The sequence below is a fragment of the Micromonospora auratinigra genome, from assembly GCF_900089595.1.
In the GTDB taxonomy this organism is placed as follows: Bacteria; Actinomycetota; Actinomycetes; order Mycobacteriales; family Micromonosporaceae; genus Micromonospora; species Micromonospora auratinigra.
On record NZ_LT594323.1, the window covers coordinates 2,540,475 to 2,557,266 of the forward strand.

Consider the following 16,792-nt stretch of genomic DNA (forward strand, 5'->3'; position numbering starts at 1 on the left):
ACCGGCTCCGTCCGCTCGACGGAGTCGTCCGCGCCCGGCCGGCGTCCCCCGCGCCGTCGGGCACCACCACCGGAAAGGCAGATCATGGAACACCTACCGGAGCACCGCGTACCGCGGACCCGCTCCCGACTGCGGGTGCTGGCGCCGGTCGCCGCGACCGCCGTCGCCGTCGCGGCCGTCGTCGCGGCCGCCACCACGGCCAGCGCCGGCACCACCCTCGGCGCGGCCGCCGCCGAGAAGGGCCGCTACTTCGGCGCGGCCGTGCCCGCGTTCAAGCTCTCCGACACCGCGTTCACCGGCATCCTCGACCGCGAGTTCAACGCGGTCACGCCCGAGAACGAGATGAAGTGGGACGCCACCGAGCCCACCCAGGGCCAGTTCCGCTACACCAGCGGCGACCAGATCGTCAGCCACGCCCAGGCGCACAACATGCGGGTACGCGGGCACACGCTGCTCTGGCACAGCCAGGAGCCCGGCTGGGCGCAGAACCTGTCCGGCAGCGCGCTGCGCTCGGCGATGATGAACCACGTCACCCAGGTCGCCACCCACTTCAAGGGCAAGATCTACGCCTGGGACGTGGTCAACGAGGCGTTCGCCGACGGGAGCAGCGGCGGTCGCCGCGACTCCAACCTCCAGCGCACCGGCAACGACTGGATCGAGGTCGCCTTCCGCACCGCCCGGGCGGCCGACCCGGGCGCGAAGCTCTGCTACAACGACTACAACACCGACGGCGTCAACGCGAAGTCGACCGGGGTCTACAACATGGTCCGCGACTTCAAGTCCCGGGGCGTCCCGATCGACTGCGTCGGCTTCCAGTCCCACCTGGGCACCGGGATGCCGAGCGACTACCAGGCCAACCTGCAACGCTTCGCCGACCTGGGCGTGGACGTGCAGATCACCGAGCTGGACATCGCCCAGGGCTCGAACCAGGCCACCATGTACGGCAACGTCACCAAGGCCTGCCTGGCGGTGTCCCGCTGCACCGGCATCACCACCTGGGGCGTCCGCGACAGCGACTCCTGGCGCAGCGGCGACAACCCGCTGCTCTTCGACAGCAGCGGCAACAAGAAGCCCGCGTACACGGCCGTGCTGAACGCGCTCAACGCCGGCGGCACGAGCACGCCGCCGCCCACCACCACCACCCCGCCGCCGCCGTCCAGCCCGCCGCCGTCGAGCCCGCCGCCCGCGGGCAGCGGCTGCACCGCCACCCTGTCGGTGCAGTCGTGGACCGGCGGCTTCGTCACCAACGTGCACGTCACCGCCGGCTCCTCGGCGATCAACGGCTGGACGGTGCGGATCGTCCTACCGTCCGGCACGGCCGTCACCGGCACCTGGAGCGCGCAGGCCAGCGGCACCAGCGGCACGGTGAACTTCCGCAACGTCGACTACAACGCCCAGCTCGCGGCCGGCGCCAGCACCGACTTCGGCTTCCAGGGCACCGGGGTCGGCCCGTCCGGCACCCCCACCTGCACCGTCGGCTGACCGGTGCGGAACCGGCCCGGTCCCGTATCCCCTCCTCGGGGGCGTGGGGCCGGGCCGGTCCGTGTCGGCCGTCGGGCCGGGCGCACCTGGTACGCCCGGCCCGACGTCGTCACGGGGTGGTCAGGTCGAACCGGCGGGCGGTGACCGCCCCGCCGAGCGCCTGGGTGGCGTAGTTGAAGACGGCGAAGCGGTAGCCCATGAAGAACTGCCAGGCGTTGTTCAACGTCAGTGCGTTGCCCAGCGGCACGAAGGTCACCCCGTCGGTGCTGTACGAGAAGGACGCCTGCCGCCCGCTGCCCGGTCGGATGTCGGCCTTGGCCCGCAGCCAGATCCGGCCGCCGCTGACCGGCGCGCTCGCGATCTCGGTGCCGGTGCCGGTGGTCCGCCACGAGCTGTCCATGGTCAGCCCGTTGGTCATCACCACCCGGGTGGCCCCGTTGTCGCGCCGGACGCCGATCCACGCCGACGAGTCGCGCAGCATGGCCAGGCCGGTGCGGTCCCCGTCGCGCATGGTCGAGTAGTCCAGCTCGACGGTGGCCGTCGAGGTGGGTCCCTGGATCCGCCGGGTCACCGTGTTGCGGGCGCTGTAGAGGTCGTTGGTGACGGTGGCGGTCTGCAACCGCAGCCCGCTGCCGGTGGACCACTTGGTGTCGTCCGGGTTGTGGTTCCACTCCCACTGCGGGCCGAGCGTGCTGGCGGTGAAGGTGTCCGCGCCGGTCATCGGCGCGACCGGCCGGGGCGGCAGCGGTGACGGGTAGCTGGTGCCCCAGGCCCCGTTGACGGTCTGCACCTGCGGCCAGCCGTCGGCGGTCCAGGTGATCGGCGCCAGCGCGGGCACCCGGCCGCCGGGGTACGCGTCGACGAACGCCATGTAGTACCACTGGCCGTTCTGGGTCTGCACGAGGCCGCCCTGGTGCGGCACCCCGCCACCGGAGATCGGGCCGGTCATGTTCAGCAGCACCTGCCGCGACTCGTACGGGCCCCAGGGGCTGGTCGAGCGGAGGATGTACTGACCGTTGGCCGGCTTGGTGACGAAGATGTAGTAGTAGCCGTTGCGCTTGTAGAACCGCGAGCCTTCGAGGGTGCCGATGCTCGACGGGGTGGTGAACACCTGCTGGGTGCGCACCTGGCTGAGCCCGTCGGCCGACAGCTGCGCCACGTTGATGGTGCTGTTGCCGTACGCGACGTACATCGTGTCGTTGTCGTCGACCAGCAGCCCGGCGTCGTAGTAGCAGTTGTTGATCTCGGAGCGCTTCTGCCAGGTCCCGCTGACCGAGGTGGAGGTGTAGACGTAGGACTTGGTGAAGTCGATGCAGCCGATCCAGTAGAACGTGCTGTTGCTGGCCCGGTAGTTGAGCGCCGAGGCCCAGATGCCGTTGACGTACGCCCGCCCGGCCCCGCTCAGGTCGTACTTGGCGCCGAAGTCCAGCCGGGGCACCGAGTGCCCGGCGAACTCCCAGTTGACCAGGTCGTACGAGCGCAGCACCGGTGCGCCCGGTGAGTAGTGCATGGTCGACGAGGAGAGGTAGTAGGTGTCCCCGACCCGGATGATGTCCACGTCGGCGAAGTCCTGCCAGAGCACCGGGTTGGTGTACGTGCCGCTCGGGGTGCCGGTGTCGCCGAGGCGGACCAGCTGCCACTGCTGGTTGGTGCCGCCCCAGTCGGAGTACTGCACCACGTTCGCGCCGTCGGCGGTCGAGGCGTTCTGCACCTCGACCGCCTTGCCGGAGTGCCGGGCGAGCAGCCGGACGTACCCGCCGGTCGAGTCGGCGAGCTGGAACTGCTGGTTGGTCGCGTTGGCGTCGGACCACTGGATCAGGCCCGCGCCGTCGGCCGTGGACGCGCCGGAGACGTCCAGCACCTTGCCGGAGTTGCGCGAGCGCAGCCGGTAGAACCCGCCACCGGAGTCGACGAACTGCCACTGCTGGTTGGCGCCGTCGCCGCGGGTCCACTGGGTGACCCGCGCCCCGTCGGTGGTGGCCTTGTTGTAGACGTCCAGCGCCTTGCCGCTGTTGCGGTTCACCAGCACGTACCAGGCGGTGGTGTCCACCGTCGCGGCCTGCGCCGGGGCCGGCAGTACCGCGACGATCCCGGCGCCGAGCAGCGTCGCCACCGCGGCGGCGACGATCCGGGACAGCCGGCCGCGCCTGCGCACGCCCGGTGCCACCTGTCCGATGACTGTCATGTTCCTCCTTCGCGGCGGGCGGCGGGGAATGCCGGCACCGCATCTGTGTTAGCGCTAACAATCGCTGATCCATCGACTGTGAGCGATAACAGGGAGGACGTCAAGACGTAACATCCGGCGGAGGCCGGCGGCGGACCCGGTGCGGCGGACGCACCCGAAGGGTGGGCGGGCGCGTCCGCCACGTCAGGTGCCGGGGCTCAGAACCCCTTGGCCAGGCGGTAGTAGGCCTGGCTCCAGCGGATCTCGTCGGCGAACCGGCGCGGATCCGTGTCGGCGTCGATGACGACCAGCTCGGTCCGGCTCATCTCGGCCAGGTCGTGCAGCTCCTCCACCCCCACCGCCTGGGACAGCACGGTGTGGTGCGGGGCGCCCGCGGTGATCCACGCCTCGGCGGAGCCGGCCAGGTGCGGACGGGGACGCCAGACCGCCCGGGCCACCGGCAGCCGGCGCAGCAGGTGCGGCGGCGGCACCACGTCGACCTCGTTGGCCACCAGCCGGAACCGCTCCCCCATGTCGGCCAGGCCGAGCACCACGGCCGGCCCGGCGGCCGCGTCGAAGACGAGCCGGACCGGGTCCTCCCGGCCGCCGATGCTCAGCGGGTGGATCTCGACGGACGGGACGTCCGCGGCGATGCTCGGGCAGACCTCCAGCATGTGCGCGCCGAGCACCAGCTCCCGGCCCGGAGTGAGGTCGTAGGTGTAGTCCTCCATGAAGGACGTCCCGCCGTCCACCCCGACCGCCATCGCCTTGAGCGTGTGCACCAGCACGGAGGTCTTCCAGTCGCCCTCGCCGCCGAAGCCGTAGCCGTCGGCCATCAGCCGCTGCACGGCGATGCCGGGCAGCTGGCGCAGCCCGCCCAGGTCCTCGAAGTTGGTGGTGAAGGCCCGGAAGCCACCGGCCTCCAGGAAGGTCCGCAGGCCCAGCTCCAGCCGGGCGGCGTAGCGCAGCGACTCGTGCCGGTCACCCCCGGCGCGCAGCGCGGGCACCAGGCGGTAGCTGTCGTCGTACTCCTTGACCAGGTCGTCGACCTGCGCGTCGGCGACCTGGCCGACCACCTCGACGAGGTCGTTGACGCCGTAGGTGTTGACCGAGACGCCGAAGCGCAGCTCCGCCTCCACCTTGTCGCCCTCGGTCACCGCCACGTCGCGCATGTTGTCGCCGAAGCGGGCCAGCCGCAGCGAGCGCATCGCCGACCAGCCCAGCGCCGCCCGGGCCCAGGCGGCGACGCGGGACACCACCCGGGGGTCGGTGACGTGCCCGGCGACGGTCTTGCGGGCCACCCCGAGCCGGGTCTGGATGAACCCGAACTCCCGGTCGCCGTGGGCGGCCTGGTTGAGGTTCATGAAGTCCATGTCGATGTCGTCCCAGGGCAGCTGGACGTTGGCCTGGGTGTGCAGGTGCAGCAGCGGCGTGCGCAGCGCGTCCAGGCCGGAGATCCACATCTTGGCCGGCGAGAAGGTGTGCATCCACGCGATCACCCCGATCGCCCCCTGCCCGGCCGCGTCCCGGCAGACCCGCAGGATGTCGGCGCTGGTGGTCAGCACCGGCTTCCAGACGATCCGGGCGGGGACGTGCGGCGAGTCGTCGAGCACCGCGGCGATCTGCCGGGACTGCTCGGCCACCTGGCGAAGGGTGTCCTCGCCGTACATCGCCTGGCTGCCGGTGAGGAACCAGATCTCCGGCTCGGGGTGCGTTGCCATGGGATTGCCTTCCACGAGATGGTCGGTCACTTGTAGCGGATTCCGATCAGACGTTGGAGCAGGATGAACGCGAAGAGCAGGCCACCGATCACGATCTTGGTCCACCAGGAGTTGAGGCTCCCGTCGAAGGTGATCAGCGTCTGGATCACCCCCAGGACGAGCACCCCCAGCACGGTGCCGAAGACGTAGCCGGTGCCCCCGGTGAGCACGGTGCCGCCGATGACCACCGCCGCGATCACGTCGAGTTCCATGCCGACGGCGATCAGCGGCGCGCCGGAGAGGGTGTAGAAGGAGAGCAGGATGCCGCCGATCGCCGCGCAGAGGCCACTGATGGTGTAGACCGCGATCCGGGTCCGGCCGACCGGGAGTCCCATCAGCAGCGCCGACTGGGCGTTGCCGCCGATCGCGTACACGTTGCGGCCGAGCCGGGTCCAGGCCAGCACGTACGCGGCCACGACCACCACCACGAAGGCGATCAGCACGCTGATCGAGACGAAGTTGCCGCTCGGGTCGCCGATGCGTTGCTGCGACATCCGGGTCCAGAACCCGTCGGTGATCGGGATGGACGAGCCGCTGATGAAGGTGCACATGCCGCGGGCGAAGAACATCCCGGCCAGGGTGACGATGAACGGCTGGATGTCGAAGAAATGGATCACGCAGCCCATCAGGAAGCCGAGCGTCGGGCCGATGAGCAGCGCGACGAGCAGCACCAGCGCGGCCGGCAGCCCCTTCTCCAGCAGGAACGCCGACACCATCGCGGTCATCGCGACGACCGAGCCGACCGACAGGTCGATCCCGCCGGTCAGGATCACGAAGGTCATGCCGACCGCGACGACCAGCAGGAAGCCGTTGTCGATGAAGACGTTGAAGATGACCTGGACGTTCGAGAAGGCCCGGTACTGCGAGACGCCGACGCCGTAGAGCACCAGCAGCAGCACGAGCGTGGCCAGCACCGGGACGTGCCGCCGGGGCAGCCGGGCCCAGGTACGGGCGGCGGTCAGGGCCAGGGTGGTCATGCGGGCACCTGCTCCTTCGGCTGGTCCGTGGTGGTGACGGCGGGGACCGCCGGGGCCCGGCGCCGGGCGAACCGGGCCCGGAAGCCGGGGGCCTGGATGAGGCAGACCGCGATCACCACGACCGCCTTGAACAGCAGCGACGTCTGCGGCGAGATGTTCATGGCGTACACCGTGGTGGTGAGGGTCTGGATGAGCAGTGCGCCGAGGACGGTGCCGCCGAGGGAGAACCGGCCACCGGCGAGCGAGGTGCCGCCGATGACCACCGCGAGGATCGCGTCCAGCTCCACCCAGAGCCCGGCGGCGTTGCCGTCGGCGCTGGACACGTTGGCGGTCATCATGAAGCCGGCGACGGCGGCGCAGGCCGCGCTGATCACGTAGACGAGGAAGGTGATCCGCGCGGAGCGGATGCCGGCCAGGCGGCTGGCCCGGGCGTTGCCGCCGACCGACTCCACGATCAGGCCGAGCGCGGTCCGGCGGGTCACCGCGGCGATCAGCAGGGCCGCGGCCAGCGCGATGAAGATGGCCAGCGGCAGGGTGAGCAGGTGGCCGACCCCGATCGCCTTGTACGGGTCGGAGTTGACGGTGAGGATCTGCCCCTCGGTGATCAGCTGGGCCAGCCCCCGACCGGCGACCATCAGGATCAGCGTGGCGATGATCGGCTGAATGCCGATCACGGCGACCAGCACGCCGTTCCAGGCACCCAGCACCAGGGACACGCCGAACGCCAGGGCGAGCGCGGTCAGCACGCCGCCGAGGCTGTTCTGGTCGGGCCGGCGGCTGATGTACAGGCAGGCGATCGCGCCGCTGATCGCGCAGAGCGAACCGACCGACAGGTCGATGCCGCCGGTGGCGATCACCAGGGTCATGCCGAGCGCGACGAGGATCAGCGGCGCGCTCAGCCGGACGATGTCGACGACGCTGCCGTACAGGTGGCCGTCGCGCAGCTGCACCGACAGGAAGCCGGGCCGGTAGACGGTGTTGGCGGCCAGCAGGACGACGAGGACGACGACCGGCCAGAAGAGCCGGTGGGTGGTCAGCGCCCGCGCACCGCTGCGGTCGGCGTTCATGACGGCACTCCCTCGGGTGTGGCGCCGGCGGCGATGACCTGCATGATCCGGTCGGCGTCGACGCTGGAGTCGTTGGTCAGTCGGGTGACCATCTCGCGGTCCCGCATGACCGCGATCTTGTGGCTGAGGCGCAGCACCTCCTCCAGCTCGGCGGAGATGAACAGCACCGCCATCCCGCCGTCGGAGAGCTGCGCCACCAGCCGTTGGATCTCGGTCTTCGCCCCGATGTCGATGCCCCGGGTCGGTTCGTCGAGGATCAGCAGCCGAGGTTCGGTGATCAGCCAGCGGGCGAGCAGCACCTTCTGCTGGTTGCCGCCGGAGAGGTTCGCCACCGGCAGGTCGGGGTCGGCGGGGCGGATGCTCAGCGCCTTGACGTACCTCTCGACCAGCTCGTCCTGGCGGCGGCGCGGAATCGGGCGCAGCCAGCCGCGGGCGGCCTGCAGGGCGAGGATCATGTTCTCCCGGACGGACAGCTCCGGGATGATGCCCTCGGCCCGCCGGTTCTCCGAGCAGAAGCCGATGCCCCGGTCGATGGCGGCCACCGGGGTGCGCAGGGCGGTGGCGGCGCCGCCCACCCGGACGTCGCCGTGGTCGGCCCGGTCCGCGCCGAAGAGCAGCCGGGCCACCTCGGTCCGGCCCGAGCCGAGCAGGCCGGCCAGGCCGACCACCTCGCCCTCGCGGATGGTCAGGCTGAACGGCGCCACCGCCGCCCGCCGGCCGAGGTCACGGGCCTCCAGCAGCGGCGTGCCGGCCGTGGCGGCGACGTCGGCGCGGGGCTGTTCGTCGAGGCGCTCCAGTACCCGCAGCTCCTTGCCGATCATCTTCTCGACCAGGCTGAGCTGGGGCAGCTCGCGGGTGGCGTACTCGCCGACGAGCCGGCCGTTGCGCAGCACGGTGATCCGGTCGGCGACGGCGTAGACCTGGTCGAGGAAGTGGGTGACGAAGAGGATCGCGATCCCCTCGTCGCGCAGCTGGCGCAGCACCCGGAACAGCTGGGCGACCTCGCCGGCGTCGAGGCTGGAGGTGGGCTCGTCGAGGACCAGCACCCGGGCCTCGACGTCGATGGCGCGGGCGATCGCGACCATCTGCTGCACCGCCAGCGAGTAGCTGCCGAGCTGCGCGTTGACGTCGATGTCCAGGTCGAGGCGGGCGAGCAGGGCGCGGGCCCGGCGGCGCATCTCGCCCCAGCGGACCGCCCCCAGCCGGCGCGGTTCCCGGCCGATGAAGATGTTCTCCGCCACCGAGAGGTTGGTGCAGAGGTTGACCTCCTGGTAGACGGTGCTGATGCCGGCCGCGGTGGCCTGCATCGGCCCGGTGAACGACACCTGCTCACCGGCGAGCGTGACGGTGCCGGAGTCGATGCCGTAGACGCCGGTGAGCACCTTGATCAGGGTCGACTTGCCGGCGCCGTTCTCGCCCATCAGCGCGTGCACCTCGCCGGCGAAGAGGCGGAAGTCCACCGTGTCGAGCGCGCGTACGCCGGGGAACGCCTTGCTGATCCCCGTCATTGTCAGGACTGGATGGCTCCCTGTCATGCCACCGGGCCTTTCGGTGAGGTTCGTGAGGACGGCCCGCGGCGTACGCGGCCGGCCCGGTCGATCGGTCCGGCCGCCCGGGCGGGGCGGCCGGCGCGGCGGCCGGCCCGGGCAGGGCTCGGCCGCCGCGGCGGAGGTCCGGGGGACGCCCCCGGCGTCACCGGCGTCAGTACTTGCGGTTGGGCAGGGCCGCCTTGGCCTGCTCCTGGGTGAAGGTGGTCTCCTGGGTCTCGATCCGGGCCGGGACCTGCTCGCCGTTGTGCACCTTCTTGGCCAGGTCCATCAGCTGCGGACCGAGCAGCGGGCTGCACTCGGCGATGAAGTTGAACTTGCCGTCGGCGAGGGCCTGCATGCCGTCCTTGACCGCGTCCACCGTGATGATGGTGATGTCCTTGCCGGGCACCTTGCCGGCGGCGGTGATCGCCTCCAGCGCCCCGAGGCCCATGTCGTCGTTGTGCGCGAAGAGCACGTCGATCTTCGGGTTGGCCTTGAGGAACTGCTCCATCACCTGCTTGCCGCCGGCCCGGGTGAAGTCGCCGGACTGGGACGCGATGATCTTCAGGTTCGGGTTGGCGGAGATCGCCTCGGCGAAGCCCTTCTTCCGGTCGTTGGCCGGCGCCGAGCCCGTGGTGCCCTGGAGTTCGACGATGTTGACCGGGCCGGTGGCGGCCTTCTTCTGCTCCACCAGCCACTCGCCGGCGAGCCGGCCCTCCTTGACGAAGTCCGAGCCGAGGAAGGTCTTGTAGAGGGACTTGTCGGCCGAGTCGACGGCGCGGTCGGTGAGGATGACCGGGATCTTGGCGTCCTTGGCCTCCTTGAGCACGGTGTCCCAACCGGACTCCACCACGGGCGAGAAGGCGATCACGTCGACCTTCTGCTGGATGAAGTTGCGGATGGCCTTGATCTGGTTCTCCTGCTTCTGCTGCGCGTCGTCGAACTTCAGGTCGATACCGGCCGCCGCGGCGGACTCCTTGATCGACGTGGTGTTGGCCGTGCGCCAGCCGCTCTCCGCGCCGACCTGGGAGAAGCCGAGGGTGATCTTGCCGTCGCCCTTGCCGCCGCCGTCGCCCGTGTCGCTGTTGCCGCAGGCCGCCATGCCGGTGGCCAGCAGCGCCGCGGCGAGCACCGCGATGACCTTGCGGGACGGCAGGTGGGCTCTCGTTCTCTTCACCGCATGTCTCCGTTTACGTCGTTGTGGTGGGTGGTGGTGCTGTCACAGAGGTGCAGAGGTGGTGCTCCGCGGACCGCCCGGGAGGGCCGGACCGCGCGATCGGGGGCGGCCGTCACGGGCTCGCCGGTGACGGCGGACGCTGTCCGTAGACGTTCTGGTAGCGGTCGTGCAGGGCGTCGACGTCGGCCGTCGCCATCGGCAGCGGCGCGCCGAGCGCCCGGGCCAGGTGCGCGGTGCGGGCGATGTCCTCGCACATCACCGCCGCCTTCACCGCGGCGCGGGCGTCCCGACCGATGGTGAACACGCCGTGGTTGCGCATCAGCACGGCCGGCGACCGGTGCCCGGTGAGGGTCTCGACGATGCCCTTGCCGATGTCGTCACCGCCGATCAGCGCGAACGGGCCGACCGGGATCTCCCCGCCGAACTCGTCGGCCTGGGCGGTGAGGTGGCAGGGGATCGACTCGCCGCGGGCCGCCCAGGCGGTCGCGTACGCGCTGTGGGTGTGCACCACCCCGCCCACCTCGGGCATCGCCCGGTAGACGTAGGCGTGCGCGGCGGTGTCGCTCGACGGCGCGAGGTCACCCTCGACGACCACCCCGTCCAGGTCGCAGACGACCATGTTCTCCGGGGCCAGGTCGTCGTAGTCGACGCCGCTCGGCTTGATCACCATCAGCGGCCGGCCGGGCACCCGGGCGGAGACGTTCCCGGCGGTCCAGGCGACCAACCGGTAGCGGGTGAGTTCGGCGTGCAGCCGGGCGACGCTCTCCCGCAGCTGCCGGAGCTGTCCGTCGGTGCTCACGCGACCACCTCCAGCGGGGTCGTGGCCTCGGCCGCCGAGCGTTCGACGGCGGCGTTGCGGATCGCCCGCAGCCGGGACATGACCTCGTTCCCGCCCCGGCCGAAGTGGTCGTGCAGGGTGCGGTACTCGGCGTAGAGCGCGTCGTAGGCGCGCGCCCGCTCCGGGTCCGGCCGGTACACGTCGCGGTCCACCCGACCCATCGCGGCAGCGGCCGCGTAGACGTCCGGGTACGCCCCGGCGGCCACCGCCGCGTGGATGGCGGACCCGAGCGCGGGCCCCTGCGCCGAGCCGATGAGGCTCAGCGGGCGGCCGGTGACGTCGGCGTAGATCTGCATCAGCAGCCGGTTCGAGGTCAGTCCGCCGGCCACCACCAGCTCGTGGATCGGCACACCGGCCGCGACGAACGCCTCGATGATCATCCGGGTGCCGTACGCGGTGGACTCCAGCAGCGCCCGGTAGACGTCGGCCGGCCGGGTGGCCAGGGTCAGCCCCACCACCAGCCCGCTCAGGTCGTGGTTGACCAGCAGGGAACGGTTCCCGTTCCACCAGTCCAACGCGATCAGCCCGTGCGCGCCGACCGGCTGCGCGGCGGCCAGCTCGGAGAGGCGCTCGTGCGAGTTCGCCCCGGCCGGCGCGGCGTGCTCGACGAACCAGCCGAAGATGTCCCCGACCCCGCTCTGGCCCGCCTCGTAGCCCCACTGGCCGGGGCTCAGCCCACCCTCGACCACCCCGCACATGCCGGGCACCTCGACCAGGTCGGGGCCGTTGACCACGTGACAGGTGGAGGTGCCCATGATGGCGACCAGGTGGCCGGGTTCGAGGGCCCGGGCGGAGGCGGCCGTGACGTGCGCGTCGACGTTGCCGGCCGCGACGGCGATCCCCGCCGGCAGTCCCGTCCAGGACGCCGCCTCGGCGGTGAGGACGCCGGCCCGGGCGCCCATCGGCAGCAGCGGGCCGTCCAGCTTGTCGACGAAGTCGGCGAAGTCCGGGTCCAGGGCGGTCAGGAACTCCGGGGACGGGTACCGGCCGTCCTGGCGGATGCCCTTGTAGCCGGCGGTGCAGATGTTGCGGGTCTCGACGCCGCAGAGCTGCCAGACGATCCAGTCGGCGGCCTCGACGAACCGCTCGGCGCGCCGGTAGAGCTCCGGGTCCTCGTCGAGGAGTTGCAGCCCCTTGGCGAACTGCCACTCGGCGGAGACCTTGCCGCCGTACCGGCCGATCCACGGCTCGCCGCGCTCGTGCGCCAGCGCGTTGATCCGGTCGGCCTGCGCCTGCGCGGCGTGGTGCTTCCACAGCTTCACCCAGGCGTGCGGCCGGTCGCGCAGCTCCGGCACCTCGCAGAGCGGGGTGCCGTCGGCCAGGGTCGGCAGCACGGTGCAGGCGGTGAAGTCGGTGGCGATGCCGACCACCCGGGCCGGGTCGATGCCGGCGGCGGCGACGGCGGCGGGCACGGCGTGGCGCAGCACGTCGCGGTAGTCCTCCGGGTCCTGCAGGGCCCAGTCGGGCGGGAGCGGCGTCGCCGCACCGGGGAGCGCGGACTCGATCACCGCGTGCCGGTACTCGTGGACGGCGGTGCCCACCTCGGCCCCGTCCGCGACCCGGACCACCAGCGCCCGGCCCGACAGCGTTCCGTAGTCGACCCCGACGACGTACCGGTCGCCCGGCGCGTCCACATCCATCATGTCCACCTCCGCGTGCTGTGGCTCACATTGTTAGCGCTCACATCGGCGTCGGTCAAGATGCAATCGCAACAGGTCGGCAACGAGGGGGCCACGAGGACCGTCGATTCCGCCATCGACTCTCGGCCGCGCTCGTGTGAGCGTTAACATGTGTCGATGCCTGACCGTCGCCTCTCCTCGCACTGCGCTGCACTCCTGACCTGCGGAGATGATCTGTGAGCGCTAACTCGGAAGCGCTCCCATTGACACCTGAGGTCGCGAGCGTGTTAGCGGTCACAGGGAGCACGACAATGGGCCTGCGGGGTGGTCGCCGGGTCAGCGAGGGCGGCCCCGCCCCCTGGTCCGGGGGGCGGGGCCGCTGTCGGGCGTCGGTCAGAGGGCGGTGATCGTCCACTGGTTGTTGGTGTTGGTGTTCGGCGCCCACAGGCACGCCGTCGACCCGGCCGTCGTGCTGCCCATCCCGTCCAACGCCGTGCCGGTGCCGCGGTTCACCAACTGGTAACGGCCGTTACCGAGGCTCACCAACCGCCACTGCTGGTTGTTGCCGCCGTTCCACGGGGCCTGCAACGCACTCGCCCCGTTCGCCGTGTTGCCCCAGCTGTCCACCACCATGCCGTTGGTCCGGTTCACGATCCGGTAGTAGCCACCGCCGGCATCCACCAGCTGCCACTGCAGATTGGTGCTGCTCACGTCGCTCCACTGCTTCACCACCGATCCCGAGCCCACACTCCCCCCGCTGTCCAGCACCAGACCCGACGTCACGTTCTTGATCTTCACGTAGCCGGTCGGTACCGGGCCCGCGCCGAGCGCCGGGATCTGACCGGAGAAGGTCAGCTTCACCACGTACGCCAGGGCGCCGAACGGGGCGGTCGACGAGGGCATCGTCAGGTGCAGGCCGCTGCCGTCCTGGCTGCGGGCCAGGTCGGTGTACGAGCCGGCGGTGGAGCCGAGCAGCCGGGCCGAGGTCAGCGTGCTCAGGTTGATCTGGTTCGCGCCCAGCGTGGTGATGTGCAGGGTGCTGCCGGGCCAGCCGAGCACGGTGGCGTACAGGACGGTGTTGTCCTTGCTGCGGGTGAAGCGGATGTCCTGCGCGGTGCCCTCGCGGGGGGTCTGGAACGAGCCGCCGCCCATCTGGGTGGGGCCCTCGCCGAAGACCGACCAGGCGCGGGTGGCGTAGACCGCCTCCCCGAAGCGGCGCAGGTGGTCGCCGAAGCCGGCCAGGATGGTCCGCTGGCCGGTGGGGATGGTGCCGTCGGCCATCGGCGCGATGTTGAGCACCATGGTGCCGTTCTTGCTGACCCGGTCGATGAGCGCGTGCACGAGCGACCTGGTGGAGTAGTAGCCGATGCCCTGGGTGTAGCACCAGCTGGAGCTGGAGACGCTGTCGTCGGTGAGCCAGTACGGGGTCTGGATGCCGGCCGGGCCGCCGCGCTCGTAGTCGTAGACCTCGCCGCGGTTGTCGAACCCGTCCTTGTAGGTGGCGACCACGTCCTTGTTCCAGGCCACCGCCCGGTTGTAGTAGTACGACAGGAAGTTCAGCCGGTACGACTCCGGGATCTTGGACAGGTTGAAGTCCTGCCAGACGATGTCCGGCTGGTAGCCGTCGATGACCTCGCGCAGCTTGTCGTACCAGAGCTGGTACTCGGCGGTGGCGTCGAGCTGGCCGTAGAGCTTGCGCAGGCTGTTGTCCGACTGGGCCGGCGCCCACTGGTAGTAGCCGGTGAAGTGGTACGCGTGGTGCAGCGACACCCACAGCTTCAGGCCCCGGCCCCGGATCGCGTCGGCCTGCAACCGCAGCAGGTCCAGCCGGGGGCCGCGGGCCACCGAGTTCCACTCGTTGACGCTGCTGTTCCACATCGAGAAGCCGTCGTGGTGCTCGGCGACCGGCCCGGCGAACCTCGCGCCGGCGTCGGCGAAGAGCTGGGCCCACTCGGTGGGGTCCCAGTTGCCGCCGGCCGAGGTGAGCTTCGGCGCGAACTGGACGAAGTTGCCGGCCTTGTCCCGCGCCCCGTTGATGAAGTTGTGGTAAGGCCACACCGACGGGTCGCCGTACACGCTCTTGTGGTGGTTGTTCTCGTTCGAGCCGGCGTTGTACATGTTGCGCGGGTACCACTCGCTGGCGTACGCGGGGACGCTGAAGGCTCCCCAGTGGTAGTAGATGCCGAACTTGGCGTCCTGGAACCACTCGGCGGCCGGCGGGTGCTGGTCGACCGACGACCAACTGGCCGTGTAGCTGCTCGGGCCGGCGGTGGCCAGGGCCAGGCGCACGTGCGACAGGCCGGCGACGGTGGCGGCGCCGGTGAGTCCGACGGCGGCGAGCAGGCCACGGCGGCTCAGGTGAAACGGGGACGGGGACATGCCGGACTACCTCTCTCGGTGGTGGCCCCACACCGACCGCCGCTACCGGCGGCGCGGCGTGGCGATCTTGCCCTGTTACCGCTAACACTGCCCGGCCCACCGCCATGTAACAGGCGGATGAAGACGCCTGTCAATAGCCGACCCAATCAGCCATGGAAGCACCTCGCGCGCCCCCCTGTTGACAGGAGTGAATGTGAACGCCACGCTAAGTGTCGATGTTAGCGTTCACACAAACGTCATCCCCAGGAGGAGATCGATGGCTCGGAAAGTCCTCCGTCCACGGCGCCTGGCGGCGGCCCTGGCACCCCTGGCACTGCTGGTCGCCGTGGCCGGGACCGTGGTCGGCTCCGCCCCGTCGCAGGCCCTGGCAGCCGGCACGGGGCCGTGCGACATCTACGCCACCGGCGGCACGCCCTGCGTCGCCGCGCACAGCACCACCCGCGCCCTCTACGGCGCCTACAACGGGCCGCTCTACCAGGTGCGGCGCGCCTCCGACAACACCACCCGCGACATCGCGCCGCTCGCCCCCGGCGACGTCGCCAACGCCGGCACCCAGGACTCGTTCTGCGCCGGCACCCAGTGCCTGATCACGGTCATCTACGACCAGTCCGGCCGGGGCAACCACCTGACCCAGGCGCCCCCCGGCGGCTTCTCCGGCCCGGCGGCGGGCGGGTACGACAACCTCGCCGACGCCACCGGAGCCCCGGTCACCGTCAACGGCAAGAAGGCGTACGGGGTGTTCGTCGCCCCCGGCACCGGCTACCGCAACAACGCCACCAACGGCATCGCCAAGGGCGACCAGCCCGAGGGCATGTACGCCATCTTCGACGGCACCCACTACAACGGCGGCTGCTGCTTCGACTACGGCAACGCCGAGACCAACAGCCGCGACAACGGCAACGGCACGATGGAGGCCATCTACTTCGGCAACATCAAGGTCTGGGGCTACGGCACCGGCAACGGCCCGTGGGTGATGGCCGACCTGGAGAACGGCCTCTTCTCCGGCGTCAACCCGGGCTACAACGCCAACGACCCGACGGTCAGCCACCGGTTCCTGACCGCCATCGTCAAGGGCGAGCCGAACCACTGGTCCATCCGGGCCGGCAACGCCCAGTCCGGCGGGCTCTCCACCTACTACAACGGGCCGCGTCCGAACGCCTCGGGCTACAACCCGATGAAGAAGGAGGGCGCGATCATCCTCGGCATCGGCGGCGACAACAGCCACGGCTCGGCGGGCACCTTCTACGAGGGCGTGATGACCTCCGGCTACCCGTCCGACGCCACCGAGAACGCGGTGCAGTCGAATATCAACGCCGCCGGCTACGCGGCGACCACCAGCGGTGGCCGGCAGAACGTCGAGATCGTCGGCGCGCAGTCCGGCCGCTGCGTCGACGTGCCGAACGGCAGCACCACCAACGGCACCCAGGTGCAGCTCTACGACTGCTGGGGCGGCACCATGCAGCGCTGGACGTACACCGCCGCGAAGCAGCTCCAGATCTTCGGCGACAAGTGCCTCGACGCGGAGGGCGCGAGCACCACGGCCGGCACCCGGGCCATCATCTGGGACTGCAACGGCCAGACCAACCAGCAGTGGAACCTGAACTCCAACGGCACCATCAGCGGGGTCCAGTCCGGACTGTGTCTCGACGCGTACAACTGGGGCACCGCGAACGGCACGAAGGTCATCCTGTGGACCTGCGCGGGCGGCGCCAACCAGCAGTGGAGCCTGCGCAACTGACTCCGGGGCCGGCGGGTGGCCCGACCGCCCGCCGGCCCACCGCGGTCGTCCGGCCCGCCGGG

General features: G+C 70.9%; 11 protein-coding genes. 2 read left to right on the forward strand and 9 right to left on the reverse strand.

Annotation, left to right across the window (positions count from 1 at the left end; translation table 11 throughout):
• Positions 1-84: 84 nt before the first annotated feature.
• Positions 85-1,482, forward strand: coding sequence for an endo-1,4-beta-xylanase (locus GA0070611_RS11395; RefSeq protein WP_091662300.1), 1,398 nt, complete (start codon positions 85-87; stop codon positions 1,480-1,482).
• 109 nt (positions 1,483-1,591) lie between these two features.
• Here GA0070611_RS11395 and GA0070611_RS11400 read toward each other — a convergent pair whose 3' ends face one another.
• The 9 genes from GA0070611_RS11400 to GA0070611_RS11440 all read right to left on the reverse strand — a co-directional run bounded on the left by GA0070611_RS11400 (position 1,592) and on the right by GA0070611_RS11440 (position 14,992).
• Positions 1,592-3,667, reverse strand: a complete 2,076-nt coding sequence (locus GA0070611_RS11400; protein ID WP_091662304.1) for a family 43 glycosylhydrolase — start codon at positions 3,665-3,667, stop codon at positions 1,592-1,594.
• Between the two features lie 197 nt (positions 3,668-3,864).
• Positions 3,865-5,367, reverse strand: coding sequence for an L-arabinose isomerase (araA, locus tag GA0070611_RS11405; RefSeq protein WP_091662307.1), 1,503 nt, complete (start codon positions 5,365-5,367; stop codon positions 3,865-3,867).
• Positions 5,368-5,393: 26 nt separating this feature from the next.
• Positions 5,394-6,383 carry a galactofuranose ABC transporter, permease protein YjfF gene (gene yjfF, locus GA0070611_RS11410; protein WP_091662310.1) on the reverse strand — a complete coding sequence of 330 codons (990 nt, stop codon included), beginning with the start codon at positions 6,381-6,383 and terminating at the stop codon, positions 5,394-5,396.
• Positions 6,380-7,450: an ABC transporter permease gene (locus tag GA0070611_RS11415; protein ID WP_091662313.1), complete on the reverse strand. Its 1,071-nt coding sequence runs from the start codon at positions 7,448-7,450 to the stop codon at positions 6,380-6,382. Before GA0070611_RS11415 ends, yjfF begins: the two co-directional genes overlap by 4 nt.
• A complete protein-coding gene (locus GA0070611_RS11420) occupies positions 7,447-8,985 on the reverse strand; it encodes a sugar ABC transporter ATP-binding protein (RefSeq protein ID WP_091662316.1) in 1,539 nt (512 codons plus the stop codon). Before GA0070611_RS11420 ends, GA0070611_RS11415 begins: the two co-directional genes overlap by 4 nt.
• Before the next feature lie 166 nt (positions 8,986-9,151).
• Positions 9,152-10,081 (reverse strand): ABC transporter substrate-binding protein, encoded by a 930-nt coding sequence (locus GA0070611_RS11425; RefSeq protein WP_231921496.1) that lies wholly within the window; start codon positions 10,079-10,081, stop codon positions 9,152-9,154.
• Between the two features lie 187 nt (positions 10,082-10,268).
• Complete coding sequence (locus GA0070611_RS11430) at positions 10,269-10,955, reverse strand: L-ribulose-5-phosphate 4-epimerase (RefSeq protein WP_091662319.1); 687 nt, start codon at positions 10,953-10,955, stop codon at positions 10,269-10,271.
• Positions 10,952-12,637, reverse strand: a complete 1,686-nt coding sequence (gene araB / locus GA0070611_RS11435) for a ribulokinase (protein WP_091662322.1) — start codon at positions 12,635-12,637, stop codon at positions 10,952-10,954. The genes GA0070611_RS11430 and araB overlap by 4 nt, the downstream gene beginning before the upstream one ends.
• A gap of 369 nt (positions 12,638-13,006) precedes the next feature.
• A complete protein-coding gene (locus GA0070611_RS11440; RefSeq protein WP_091662325.1) occupies positions 13,007-14,992 on the reverse strand; it encodes an alpha-L-fucosidase in 1,986 nt (661 codons plus the stop codon).
• A gap of 256 nt (positions 14,993-15,248) precedes the next feature.
• Between GA0070611_RS11440 and GA0070611_RS11445 the strand changes: the two genes are divergently transcribed.
• Entirely contained in the window at positions 15,249-16,730 is a 1,482-nt protein-coding gene (locus tag GA0070611_RS11445) for an arabinofuranosidase catalytic domain-containing protein (protein WP_091662328.1), read from the forward strand.
• Positions 16,731-16,792: the final 62 nt, after the last annotated feature.